Annotated in this window: 13 protein-coding genes; 2 read left to right on the top strand and 11 right to left on the bottom strand. The window is 48.3% G+C overall.

Annotated elements, in window-relative coordinates:
- The coding region (locus B2899_RS12995; protein WP_286886363.1) for a hypothetical protein at positions 1-329 on the top strand (329 nt) is incomplete at its 5' end.
- A gap of 133 nt (positions 330-462) precedes the next feature.
- Here the strand turns inward: B2899_RS12995 and B2899_RS12990 are convergent.
- From B2899_RS12990 to yneA, 11 genes are all read right to left on the bottom strand, one after another.
- A complete protein-coding gene (locus B2899_RS12990) occupies positions 463-879 on the bottom strand; it encodes an acyl-CoA thioesterase (protein WP_146808928.1) in 417 nt (138 codons plus the stop codon).
- 217 nt (positions 880-1,096) lie between these two features.
- The gene (locus B2899_RS12985) at positions 1,097-2,167 is read right to left on the bottom strand and encodes an NAD(P)/FAD-dependent oxidoreductase (RefSeq protein ID WP_286886361.1); all 1,071 of its coding nucleotides are present in this window, start codon (positions 2,165-2,167) and stop codon (positions 1,097-1,099) included.
- 132 nt (positions 2,168-2,299) lie between these two features.
- Complete coding sequence (locus B2899_RS12980; RefSeq protein ID WP_286886367.1) at positions 2,300-2,863, bottom strand: TetR/AcrR family transcriptional regulator; 564 nt, start codon at positions 2,861-2,863, stop codon at positions 2,300-2,302.
- A gap of 64 nt (positions 2,864-2,927) precedes the next feature.
- Positions 2,928-4,595 carry a long-chain fatty acid--CoA ligase gene (locus tag B2899_RS12975; RefSeq protein WP_286886365.1) on the bottom strand — a complete coding sequence of 556 codons (1,668 nt, stop codon included), beginning with the start codon at positions 4,593-4,595 and terminating at the stop codon, positions 2,928-2,930.
- Positions 4,596-4,711: 116 nt separating this feature from the next.
- Entirely contained in the window at positions 4,712-5,488 is a 777-nt protein-coding gene (locus B2899_RS12970) for an SDR family oxidoreductase (protein ID WP_286886359.1), read from the bottom strand.
- Between the two features lie 42 nt (positions 5,489-5,530).
- Positions 5,531-6,757: an acyl-CoA dehydrogenase gene (locus B2899_RS12965; protein ID WP_286886356.1), complete on the bottom strand. Its 1,227-nt coding sequence runs from the start codon at positions 6,755-6,757 to the stop codon at positions 5,531-5,533.
- Between the two features lie 320 nt (positions 6,758-7,077).
- Positions 7,078-7,875: a C40 family peptidase gene (locus B2899_RS12960; protein ID WP_170230153.1), complete on the bottom strand. Its 798-nt coding sequence runs from the start codon at positions 7,873-7,875 to the stop codon at positions 7,078-7,080.
- A gap of 401 nt (positions 7,876-8,276) precedes the next feature.
- Positions 8,277-10,778 (bottom strand): DUF3656 domain-containing U32 family peptidase, encoded by a 2,502-nt coding sequence (locus B2899_RS12955; protein ID WP_174760592.1) that lies wholly within the window; start codon positions 10,776-10,778, stop codon positions 8,277-8,279.
- Between the two features lie 164 nt (positions 10,779-10,942).
- Positions 10,943-11,599 (bottom strand): YneB family resolvase-like protein, encoded by a 657-nt coding sequence (locus B2899_RS12950; protein WP_146808923.1) that lies wholly within the window; start codon positions 11,597-11,599, stop codon positions 10,943-10,945.
- A 60-nt stretch (positions 11,600-11,659) separates the two neighbouring features.
- Entirely contained in the window at positions 11,660-11,881 is a 222-nt protein-coding gene (locus B2899_RS12945) for a DUF896 domain-containing protein (protein WP_146808922.1), read from the bottom strand.
- Positions 11,882-11,958: 77 nt separating this feature from the next.
- Complete coding sequence (yneA, locus tag B2899_RS12940) at positions 11,959-12,237, bottom strand: cell division suppressor protein YneA (RefSeq protein ID WP_286886351.1); 279 nt, start codon at positions 12,235-12,237, stop codon at positions 11,959-11,961.
- Positions 12,238-12,453: 216 nt separating this feature from the next.
- Here yneA and lexA point away from each other — a divergent pair, with 216 nt between their 5' ends.
- Positions 12,454-13,080, top strand: a complete 627-nt coding sequence (gene lexA, locus B2899_RS12935; RefSeq protein ID WP_146808920.1) for a transcriptional repressor LexA — start codon at positions 12,454-12,456, stop codon at positions 13,078-13,080.
- The last annotated feature ends 341 nt before the right edge of the window (positions 13,081-13,421 follow it).

Here is a 13,421-nt window from a genome sequence, read left to right as displayed (position 1 = left end):
ATTTCATTCTGCGAAAGTTGAGTTACTTAGCTCGAATATTCGAAAAATGGGAACGCATCCAGGGAGATGTAACCTATACAGGATGGGCAGCATCTCGTTGGATATTTACTAAACTTATGAGCATCCTCATACTCAATCATCTTAAAAATTGGGCAGAGTTAGCGCCTGAACTTGCACAGAAAAGAATTCTAAACCCATCGATTCATTTTGATTATAAAATTTTAAAGCAACTACATCGTAATTTTGTTAGCATCATGAGAAGGAGTAGTTTCTTGTCGTCCGACAACACTTGGAGCGGGGAGTTAGTGGTACATCTGGATTTTTATTAGTTAACATAATATATATTATCGGACGTAAGGAAAATATTTCTCATAAATTAAGATTTATTGATATTTTGAGATAAAAAAGATGAAAATAAAAAAGCCGGCAAAAATTTATTTTACTGGCTTTTTTACCGTTCGTTTATGACTCGATCTCCGCAGTATGTATCTCAAGCATATGTTCTGTAAGTTGTTCACGAATCTGTTGTGGGATTGGCTCTGATTTCTGTTCGGCAAGATTAAAGTTTACATAGGTTGTCCGGCTCTTTGCGCACAGCTTGTCATTCTGATGCATCTCTTCATGCAGAACCAAACTCGAATTGCCGATTTTTTGCACCCATATACGAACTTCAACTTCTTTTCCGTAATAGATTTGGCTCACATAATCGATGCTTGTATTAACAATAACGAGCTTCCAGTTGGCGAATGACAAATCAGGCGTAAATATTTTAAAAAGCTCATTCCGTCCGGCCTCAAACCATACCGGAACCGTTGTGTTATTGATATGGCCTACACCGTCTGTTTCCGATACGCGTGGTTGGATGATGGTTTTGAACATTTTCTCCCTCCTGGCAAATAAATTACGAAACCTCTATTCAAACAGCAAACGAAAACGCTTTCCTATCATCATATAACTATCTTTATATCATTACTATATATGAACATATGACTAGCATTATGACTTTCCAGCCGCAACCCAGACATGAAAAATCGGTCACCAACGGTTTTCTTTTTTTGCAGTTTTACCGCAGAAGGCAGAAGGCCCTTTTTATGCGCTAGCCCATATGATGCTTATGCATCCAGAGGACACCAGACTTGATAACGTTTGGAACTTTACCCAATAAGATGTTGTCATTCACAAGTCCAAATCCGGTTTTCTTGCCCAGATAACCAAGCACGCCTTTTAGTTTAATCGGCTCCGGCCGGTATTCATGTCCCTTCCACACAGATATAAAGTATTCGCCGAGCTGCTTGCCCTGGATGTGCGCCAACTGTGCACTAGGTGCAAATTCCGAACTTGCACAGTCGCCGACAACGAATATATCATTGTAATACGGCAGTTCGTAATTTTCTTTCACCACAATTCGGTTCATGCGATCCGCATTACTGTAGGCAAGCAGCGGATTGGAGAGCGGATTCGGCATGATCCCCGCCGTCCACACACATACGTCGTATGGCAGCGCCGTGCGATCCGGACCGTAATAAACGGCTTTGTCGTCTACCATCGTCACGCTGACGTTGGTCAGCACCTCCACTCCGTGGTCATCCAAGTACTGTCGTACGTATTTATGGATGCGGTCCGGCAGCGTGGATAGCACCTCTTCCGAACGCTCAAGAAGCGTAATATTTAACTCTCGATGCTGCTCGCTTAAATCACTGGAAAATTCTACGCCCGAAAGCCCCCCACCGATAATAACAACCCGGCTTGCGGGCGGCAGGTTATCGATTTTCGCGCGTGTCTTCATCGCCTTGGAAAAAGATTGAATGCTTTCTGTGTATTCTTCTGCCCACGGTACGTTGAAATGGTTATCTACGCACCCCAGCGCCACGATCAACTGATCGAACCGGACTTCCTGCTGCTTGCAGATGACTTTATGGAAAGAAATCTGAATTTCTTCGATTTCGTCCTGGATATAATCGACCTGGCTATGTACAGGAAAAGCCGCCTTCACTTTGTTTTCGTTTAGCGATCCGCTGGCCAGCGCATAATATTCAGGTTTAATGGTATGGTGCGGAAGCCTGTCGATGACCGTAATTCGGACATCAGGCGGAATGTGCGGTAGCACTGTGTTTAAAAACGAGATGCCCCCGTACCCGGCTCCTAAGAGAACGATGTTTTTACTCATGACGCCTGCTTTTCCCCTTTCTTTCGCCTTTGCCGACTTCTTTACACTTTTTCATTTTTATCATACCTTCTACAGGCCTGCTTCTCAACAAAAAACACGTAACAAAACAAGAAAAGCAGCCAAACAAGCTGCTTACTTCTTCATTCCATTAAGAAACACCTCGACAAAGATGCACGCGACTTCGTTATCGAGCACCGGCCCTTCCGGTTTGAACCACATATAGCTCCAGTTGCAGGCACCGAGCACGGCGAACGTCATCATGTCCGCCGGCAAATCGTCGCGAAATTCGCCGTTTGCGATTCCTTGTTCAATCAAATATTGAAAATTGAAACGAAATTGATCGCGCTTGGCCAAAATCTTATTAAGAAAATCGCCTTTTACGTTGATAAGTTCGCGAAAAAAAATGCGGGCGCTTGCCCCGTGCGATTCAATCTGGTGAATCAGCATGTAAACGACATCAAACAGTTTCTCCTTCCACGATTTATCAGAATGGTCGATAATGCGGCGCTGCTGCTCAAGAATGTTATCAATATACTGCAGGTGAATTTGCATCAACAACTGTTCTTTGCTGGTGAAGTAGTAATAGAAAGTACCTTTTGTCACACCCAGCATATTTACGATGTCTTGGATGGACGTCTCGCTGAATCCGTTCTTTTCAAAAAGAGCGATGCTCTGCTGAAGAATTTTGTCTTTCATCATTTTTGCACAAGAGACCCCCACTTCTATATTTCTCCCACCCGCCGGGTCTGATGATACACCGTTATTTGCCCGCTCTATTCCATTCGGCTTCCTGCAGTTTGCGCCAGAGAATCTTTCCGCTGCCCGACACCGGGAGCGCCTCGACAAATTCTATAATGCGGGGATACTTGTAGGCCGCCATATGCTCCTGTGCCCAATCGATAATCTCGCTCTCATCTACCAGACCGCGCTTGTCTTCGTGCAGAACGACATATGCTTTAATTTCTTCGCCTTTCCGCTCATCCGGCACGCCGATAACGCAGGCTTGCTGGATAGCCGGGTGTTTGTACAGAATCGATTCCACTTCGGATGGCCATACTTTAAAACCGGAGGCGTTAATCATACGTTTGACGCGGTCGACGATAAAGAAATAGCCCTCTTCGTCATAGCGCGCAATGTCGCCGGTACGGAAAAAGCGTTTGCCGTCAAGTTCAATGAAAGCGCTCTCGTTTTCTTCCGGACGTTGCCAGTAACCCTCGAACACCTGCGGGCCGTTCACGATAATTTCGCCTTCCTCATTCGGACCTCTCTCTTCCAATGTCTCCGGATCGATAATCCGTGCGTCAACATCGAATGCCGGTACGCCTAAACACTGTAGTTTCGGGCGATCTATCGGGTTAAAATGTGTCTGCGCCATGGTCTCGGAGAGTCCGTACCCCTCCGCGAAGCGAATGCCGGTCACCTGATACAGTTTCTCGCCTACCGCTTCCGGCAGCGGCGCACCACCTCCGTTGATCACCTCAAGCGAACTGATGTCGTAGTCACCCAGGCGCGGGTTTGCTAGAAAATCAACCACCATCGTGCTAATCACGGTCCAGTGTGTGCACCGGTGTCGCTCAATCAGCAGTGCCGCCGTATTGCGATCCCACCGTGTCATGACGACCATGGTGGCGCCGATATAGATAGGTGCGTGCATGCTGTGGACCATGCCGGTAACATGAAACAGCGGCAGAGTCGTCAGCACCGTGGTCTCGGGACTCATCGGACTCCAGAAAGCGGTAGATACGATATTGGCCTGTACCGATTTGTGCGTATGCATGCAGCCCTTCGGTTTGCCTGTCGTACCGGATGTGTATGGGAGTACGGCCAGATCCCGTGCGCTTGTTTCGGGGAAAGGGCCTGCCTTTACTTCAAGTGCCATGGCCTCTGTCCACGGTGTCACATGCGGTGAAGACACAATCATACGCGGCGCTTTGACTATGTTCGGCACTTCCTCCGCCGTGCTGGCGCAGTAATCGGAATAAGTAGCGAGGATCAAACGTTCGAGACTGCTTGACGCAAGCAGCGGGGTGATTCGTTCATACAGTTCCTGGCTGACGAAGCCTGTGCGAATCTCGCCGTCTTCAATGTAGTGGGCAAGCTCCTCTGTAATATTCATCGGATTGATCGGAACGACCACGCCGCCGGCCCGCAGGATGGCATAGTAGGCGATCATAAATTGCGGACTGTTCTGCATGTACAAGAGCAACCGGTCCCCTTTTTTGACGCCAATATGAAGCAGGTATGCCGCCATGCGATTTACTTCTTCCAGCAGCGTACGGTAGGAAAAGGAGGTGCCATAATAAAGAATGGCGGTTTTATCAGGGTAGCGGCGGGCAGTGACTTCCAAATTATCGACAATTGTCGTTTTCGGGACCGAAAGTGTCGTCGGAATGCGTGTTGGCCAGTGGGCAAAGTGGGCGCGTACCATCATTAAATTCCTCCTCATCGTCCGTAGTACCCTCTCATTTCATGGAACATTAAGCTTCTTTCATATAGTTTTTAAATAATTCAATCTATTAAACAGATGTTTACCTTTCGTTTCGGCTACATGGCTGACATGCCGCCATCGACGACCACTACAGCTCCGGTCACATAATTAGAAGCATCGGATGCTAGGAACACAGCGCTTCCTTTTAAATCATACTCGGTACCATATCGTTTGAGCGGAGTATGGTTAAGAATATGTTCTCCGTTGTGCTCCAAGAGTTCTCTGGTCATTTTAGTCGGGAAAAATCCCGGAGCGATCGCATTGACGTTGATGTTATGGATCCCCCATTTTACTGCCAAATCTTTTGTGAATGAAATCACGGCCCCTTTGCTCGCGCTGTATCCTATCGCGTCCATAAAGCGCGGATCGGTACCGACCAATCCGGCGACAGAGGCGACATTGATGATTTTGCCGGCGTTTTGATTTATCATCACCCGGCCTACAGCCTGTGACATGAGAAATGTACCGGTCACGTTAATATCCATTACCTTGTTCCATGCATCTAACGGCATATCAATCGCAGGCGTACCCCAGGAGGCACCGCTGTTGTTGACGAGAATGTCGATACGGCCGAAGCGTTCCATCGTCTGATCGACCACCCGCTGCACTTCTTCCGGATTTCGTACATCACATGGCAAGGCGAGGCACTGCCCCCCCGTCTCCTTTTGAATCCGCTCGGCCGTTTCCTCGCAGGCTTCTACCCGGCGTGAGCACAGGACAAGATTAGCCCCCGCTTCGGCGAATCCTTCCGCAATCTGTGCACCCAAACCCCGGCCCCCGCCGGTTACAATGGCCGTTTTCCCCGTTAAATCAAACAATTGTTGTATGTTCATGTCACACGCTCCCATTCCTGGTTTTATCGTTGGTTCCTGGTTTTATACGGTCAGTGGGTTCAAGTCTTTGTATTTCTTCAGCTCCATTTTTGCAATCGCTGCTTTGTGCACTTCGTCAGGGCCATCGGCCAAACGAAGCGTGCGTGCGTTCGCCCAGTGTGCGGCCAAAGGAAAATCATCGGAGACACCCGCAGCGCCAAGCGCCTGAATCGCCCGATCCAGCACCTGCAGGGCCATATTGGGAGCGACCACTTTAATCATCGCAATCTCTGCTTTAGCCACTTTATTTCCGACCGTGTCCATCATATAAGCCGCTTTAAGCGTTAGCAGGCGGGCCTGTTCGATTTCAATGCGGGAAGTGGCAATCCAATCCTGAATAACGCCCTGCTGTGCCAAGGTTTTGCCGAACGCAATGCGTTGTTGAACGCGCTTACATAATTCTTCAAGCGCACGTTCCGCGGCTCCAATAAGACGCATGCAGTGATGAATACGTCCCGGTCCCAGTCTCCCTTGAGCAATGGCAAATCCTTTGCCTTCTTCCCAGATAATCGAGTCGGCCGGTACACGCACATGATCGTAGTCAATCTCTGCGTGGCCGTGCGGGGCATGATCATACCCGAATACCGGCAGTGTGCGTGTAATGTTCACACCCGGTGTATCCAACGGTATGAGAATCATCGACTGCTGTTCATGACGCGGTGCACTCGGATCCGTCTTGCCCATCACAATTGCAATCTTGCAGCGTGGATCCCCCGCGCCGGAAGACCACCATTTTCGTCCGGTCACGACATAGTCCCCGCCATCCCGCTCGATAGACGCCTCAATATTGGTTGCATCCGAGGAGGCGACGTCCGGCTCGGTCATCGAAAAGCAGGAACGAATCTCGCCTTCAAGGAGCGGGATCAGCCATTTGTCCTTCTGCTCCTGTGTGCCATAGCGGACAAGCACTTCCATATTGCCGGTGTCGGGAGCCGCGCAGTTGAACACTTCCGGTGCGATAAAAGAGCGGCCCATGATTTCGCACAGCGGGGCATATTCCAGATTGGTTAGGCCTGCACCATATTCGCTGTCCGGCAGAAACAAATTCCATAACCCGGCTTTTTTGGCCTGCTGCTTCATCTCTTCCATAATAGGGGGAATAGTCCAGCGGCTGTCGGCTTGATTTAGCTGTTCTTCATACGTTTTTTCGTTCGGATAGACAATTTCATTCATAAATTCAATAAGCGAGCTGCGTAGCTTCTGCACTTTCTCGGAGTAATCGAAATTCATAACCATCCTCCTTTAGCTAGCATACTGACCGGATAGTATGTTATATGTAAATTTTAACATTAATATAATCTATATTTTCTAAAAATTCAATATAATAATGTGTTTTGTTTTCTGTATAGCGTATGAATAAAAAAATGACATAGAACAATCAACAAATCTTATTTGATACTGGAATCGTAAACATGAAAAAAGGAAAGGGGAAGGAAGAAAGTGCTTTATAACAAAAAATAAGAAAGTGGACAACATTTCTGCGCGGAACGATTTTTGACGTTCCGCGCAGAAATGAGTGCATAATTCTTTTAAAAAACAAGAGGTCAAATTTAGAAGAATCGTTTTGCGCCATAGTATTGATAGTTTTTAAAATACCAGTCAAGGTTGTCGATGCGAACGTTTTTGGATGCGGCATGCGCCATTTGGTTGTTGCCTATGTATATCCCGACATGGGTAATCATGCCTTTTTTCTCCGAATCGAAGAACAGCAAATCACCCGGCTTTAAATCTCCTTCTTCTACACTTTGTCCTGCATCAAATTGCGCTTGCGAGGTACGCGGCAGCGTAATGCCGATGGAATTAAATACATATGAAGTAAAGCCGCTGCAATCAAAGCCTTCCGGGGTCATGCCTCCCCACTTGTACGGAACGTTCAGCAAATTGTTGATGACTGCATTCATTTGAGACGGATCGGGCGTTCTCGTCTCTTCTCTCGAAACCTTTGTCATTTGATTCTGCGTAACAGCTATTGCCGGTTTCTTTACCGACGGCTTGCTTGTTTGTGTTGTCTTTGATGTAGCCGGAGCGGCATTCGTTTTTGCTGGTTGGACAGATAATACCGTTGCACTGCGTTTGGTCGTATTCGCCGCTATGTGCTGGGTAGCAACCTTGGGCTGCGTTGTACTTTCGCCGCGGGACGCCGGTTTGGCTCCCGGTATGTTTAGGACTTGTCCCACTTTGATAACATCGTTGCTCAATTTGTTTGCCTTCTTAATTTCGTCGATGGAGACGCCAAATTGTTTGCTGACTTTAAACAGGGTATCCTCTTTGCTCACGGTATACGAAGCGGCGGATACCGGGGTTGCGATGACCATGGATAAGAGAGCGGCCAATGCTAGCTTTTTCATTTTCTTCACCATCCCACACAATTGTCCGTTTTCTTTCTCATAGCATGCTGATTGTTTTGATAGATTCCTATTAGGAGGTATGTATCGATACACAACTTTGGTTACGCTTTTATTCTAGCTTTAATTTCTATTCATTGGTATTGTTTTTTTCGACACACAATAGATTAAGGCCCAATATACTAGTACAAATTTCCTTTTTATTCGACAAAAATAATCCAGAGACTCTATTAAAGCTGAAGAAGAGAGCGTAAATGTAGAAAAAGGCGAACGCCTTTTTCTTCCCTGAATCTCATTTTCTCTTCCCCTTCCTTCTTCTTTCTTCGTGATTTTCACAGAAAAAGGGCGAATCACCGCGCTGGCGATCCACCCCTATCATACTGCTAGCTTTACATTCGTATTCGTTACTTTACCAGTTGTCCCCGTGTCACCCCAAGCTGGTTCGTCGCTTTAAGGGAGCGCCAGACACTTGTGCCGGTTCTCTCTCCGTTCAGCGCTTCACGGTACAGGCGCAGAACCTCCTGCACTTTATCGCTGTCTTCCTCTAAAAATTCGACGCGATACTCCCGCACGCCAAGCTCCAGGAAGTTCGAAATGTATTCGGCGCCCGATTGCTCGATCGCATTATATACTGTGTTTCGGCAGCCGATGTCGACGCGGACCGGATGCGACATGCCGATGCGATCCTGCAGGGACACCCGGTGGCTTTCGCATGGACGCCCGCAGTTGGTATAATCCGTCCCTTCGCTTAAAAACGTACAGTATACGCAATGTTCGGTATGGAACATGGGCAAGTGCTGATGAATCACCAGCTCAATGCGCTCTGTCGGCGACACCCGCAGCATATCTACCATCTGCTGAATGTTCAGATCATATGACGGTGTTACTTTCGTAAGGCCGTGTTCGAGGAACAACTCCACCGCTTTGTGATTGGCGATATTCAGGGAGAAATCCCCGAACAGCGGAAGTGTCACACCCGCTTGTTTGAAATACTGCAGCGCACCGGTATTGCGAACGAGAATCGCATCCGGCTTCGCTTTCAGGATACCGTTTAACACGCCCTGCTCGCCCGGCATGTGGATGCGCGGTGTGGCCAGTGCAATACGTTTGCCGTGCTGGCGTGCTGCCGCCACAGCTTCCGGGTAGTCGCGAGTAAATTCAAAATCAGCATAGATATAGTCTACATCCGTCTGTGCGGACGCGTGTATCTGCTCCATTGTACGGCACAGCGAGATGAGTTTCGGTGCTTCCGCTGCTGCACGGCTTGCTTTCGTACGGATATGAAGTGCCTCACGTTCTTTTGGTTCCCGTCGGATATACGTGCGCGGCTGTTCACGAAGCGCCATGAGCCGCTCGACCGCTTCACGGCGCATCCGGTTCAACTCTTTCACCGGAACAATTACATCGCCTTCAAGTGACAGTTCCAACTCGCGCAGCTCGTAAATTGTGCCGCCGAGGCGTCCCCATTGTTCATACAAATAGTCGCCGTTCAGCGGACGTTTCATCGCCTGCTCAAGATTTACTTCAGAGACAACCGTTACCTCGCCGCCGGTTTTATCATCGCGCCAGATGGATACCAGCGGATTGTCTGCGCTGCCGGTAACGCGCACAGAGAGCGGGAACGGACGGTATGGACGGTCATGCTCGAACGTCTTGCGCAGTCTGCGATCAAGTTCCGGATCGCTTGTTTTCCAAATCTTATCGCCGACATGCACACGGCTAAGCTTGACATCGTGGCGCCCCGGAACAATTTCAATGAGACCGTCCTGTACTTCGCCCTCGATTTTCCGTCCCTTTCTGCGCAAGTCGTAGACGCGCCCGCCTTCCTCCTTTTCCTGCGGGTTGCCTGCATCAAACACGATGCCGTCTCCGCGCTTCAGTGGAGCTTCCAACTCGCACAGCACCGCATCTTTCAGCACTTTTTTCACCGTGCCCAGATACACGCCGCGGCTTTTCGGGAACGTACCGTCCACCAGCTTCTTATTATTGGTTCCTTCCAGGAATCCGTGCGTAAATCCGCGGCTAAAGCTTTGCTGCAGCTCGCGCATATCCGCGGCAGATGGCTCGTACTCATTCCCCTCAAAGTATTCATCAATTGCTTTACGGTACTTACTAACCACGTTGGCCACGTACTCCGGAGATTTCAGGCGCCCTTCGATTTTAAACGATGTTACCCCCGCTTCAATCAATTCCGGAATCAAATCGATGGCCGCCAGATCTTTTGGAGATAATAAATAGGCGATGTTACCCATCTCTTTTTGAACGCCATCGACAATCAAATCATACGGCAAACGACAGGCCTGCGCGCATTCGCCTCGGTTTGCGGAACGGCCGCCCCACATCTCCGAAGTCAGGCATTGGCCGGAATAGGAGACGCACAGCGCGCCGTGCACAAATACTTCAAGCGGCGTATCCGTCTTGCTGGCAATCGTTTTAATGTGTTTTAAATTGTTTTCACGGCCTAATACAACAACTTCAAGGCCGTATTGTTTCATAAATTCAACTGCTTCCGGTGACGTAATCGTCATCTGGGTTGACCCGTGAATGGGGAAGTCGGGGGATATCTCGCGAATTAGCTTTACAAGCCCCATGTCCTGCACGATCACGGCGTCCACGCCTGCGTCGATACAAGCGTCTACCAATTCCCGTGCTTCTTCCATTTCGTCTTCGAATACTAGAATATTGAACGTCAAAAAACCTTTAACACCATATTTATGAAGATACGCCATAATCTCCGGCAGCTCGTCCATCCGAAAGTTGTCCGCTCTTGCCCGGGCGTTAAACTTCTCGACTCCGAAGAAAACCGCATCCGCGCCATTCGCCACCGCCGCTCTGAGACATTCCCAGTTCCCGGCGGGCGCCAGCAGTTCCACCATTTCTCTTGTGATTGCGGTCACTCGCCTCATCCCTTCTGTTATTTTGCGTTGCTCAAACTATTACTATACTCTATTTTTCTCATTTTCACCATCATTGTACGCTCAAATTCCTGTTTTTCCAGCAAAAAGCGCCCGGCTCTTGACGATAGGCACGGGCGCAATGAATCCGGCAGGTTTTTGAAGTCGGACGCTTATTATGCTTTTTCGTCTTTCGCGAGCGTCTCCATGTATTCACGATAGCGGCGGTGGACGGTGGCGCGGGATGCCTCATAACCCAACCCTCGCAAGGTTAAGGAAATTTCTTCAAATGTGAGCTTTTTGCGCCGCAGCTTTATAATTTCTTCCATCGGCAGATCGTTGCGCCTGCGTCCGCCTTGATCGGTATTTTTCAAATTCTGTTCAGGACGAAATCCTTCCGCGATGGCACGCCGCATCCCGCGCGAAATTTTATGGTTGGTCAGCCGGCGCTGATACTCTTCCACGACTGCGAGAATCTCAAGCACCATGCCCTCCATCTCACTTATCTGCAGCTCGCCCTGGTTGTCAAGAGAAATCACTTTTCCGCCTAACTTGCGAATTTGATGCAGGAGTGCGATTTTGCTGTTGCCGCGACCCAACCGAGATTCATCCTGAATGACGATAGCCTCTATATCTCCATCCGACATCGCCTCGAGCAAAGCGATGAGCCCCGGTCGTTCCAAATCAAATCCGCTTTCCTGCTCAGAAATCGCATGGATGACGGTCCATCCGTTTTGCAACGCATACTGTCGCAATTCTTCCATCTGCCGCTGTAAGCTTGTCTCCTGCTCTTTGCGTTCGGTGCTTACCCTTGCGTATAATCCTACCTTCATTCTCTCAGCCCCATTCCCTTGTATACGGACAAAACCCTCCGGGCGCGGGGAGGGTTTTAGTTAATGTTTATATTTTTTCTTCCTTTGCAGCGGTCCAAGTTCGTGTCCTTCTTCATCGACTAAACGAATGGAATCGAGATTGGCCTTCAGGGATCCGCGAACCGCCTGGATGTATTCATTACGCAGCGCCGTCTGTTCCGCTTTCTCTTTCTCCGTCAATCCGGTGCGTTTCGACTTGGCTGCCAGCTCGTTAATTCGTCTAATTTTCTCTTCGGTAACCATGCCGGCTGGAGTCTCCTCTCTATAAGTAAAATGTTCTCCTATTATAGCACGATTTACTTAAATGATAAACTTTTTGTCTATTCAATCGGGATAGTGAGATGATCGCCTGGCTGTACAATGGCGGACTTCAAATCGTTCGCCCGTTGAATATAGAAGAGCAACTCGTTAATGGACATGTCCGCCTGCTCATTATACCGGTCAGCGATAGCCCAGAGCGTATCGCCCGGTTCCACAACCACTTCTATGCCCTGCGGCTCGGCCGCGTTACTGACTCCGATTGATGCGAACACCAGATTCGCCATGCTGAGGATAGCCATCCCAATTATAATTCCAATAAGCAACGATTTCTTGTTCAAACCAGTATCCCCCTTTAACCGTCTTTACGCTGATAATGAAGTGTATGCTTGTCTATGTATGTTAGAACCAAAACAAAATAAGAACGTTCGTTCTTCTTTATAATATTTCGAACAGGCGTTCCTGTCAATAAAAAATTAGAACTTATGTTTGTATCCCGGAACAAATGTTGGTATAATAAATTCAACAAAAGATTCCATAGAATGGGGTGTGTTGGTATGAAAAAGCTGTCCAGCCGTCAGCTCGCCATCCTGGATTACATAAAGAAAGAAGTAAAGGAGAAAGGCTATCCGCCTTCCGTGCGGGAAATCGGGGAAGCGGTAGGCCTTGCTTCCAGCTCTACGGTGCACGGCCATCTGGCCCGCCTGGAGAAGAAGGGATTGATTCGCCGGGACCCGACCAAGCCACGCGCCATTGAGGTTTTAGACGGTGAACGGGGCGGTGCCGCTGCGCTTGAGACGGTAAGAACGGTTACAGTGCCGGTGATGGGGAAAGTTACGGCCGGTATGCCGATTACAGCCGTGGAAAACATCGAAGAATATTTCGTGCTTCCGGAGAATATAGTGGGCAACGACACCGTTTATATGCTGCGCATTCAAGGGGAAAGTATGATTGATGCCGGCATCCTCGACGGAGATTATGTCATTGTCCGCCAGCAGCAAACCGCCAACAACGGGGACATTGTCGTTGCGATGACGGAAGAAGACGAAGCCACGGTAAAGCGTTTCTTCAAAGAAAAAAATCACATTCGCCTGCAGCCGGAGAATCCGACGATGGCTCCGATTTTGCTTCCTGCTGTGACCATCCTGGGCAAAGTGATCGGCGTTTACCGCAACGTCCACTAATCCATTGGATGACACTGCGAACTCCGCACACATAAGAAGGTGATCCGAATCCGGACCACCTTCTTTTTTCATCTTTATATAAAGGTACGGAAACGATTCGAGGAATAAGGGGCCACATGTGTAAAATTTTTCAGATCTTATTACCGTAATGGCTATTATCGGACGCTCACCTTAATTCTCCAAGAAGGAAATTTCCTTTTTTTGTATAATTTTATTAATATGCCATTTAAAAAAGGGGGGGAAGCATTAGTTGATTTATTGTATAAAGGTGTAAATAAGCCAAAAAGGGGCTGGCACCTCAAAAGGGTATTTTACATATCCTTTTTATACGAAAATGTCCT

The sequence above is a fragment of the Aneurinibacillus sp. UBA3580 genome (assembly GCF_002375825.1).
GTDB classification, from domain to species: domain Bacteria; phylum Bacillota; class Bacilli; order Aneurinibacillales; family Aneurinibacillaceae; genus Aneurinibacillus; species Aneurinibacillus danicus.
This window is presented reverse-complemented; position numbering and strand designations above follow the sequence as displayed.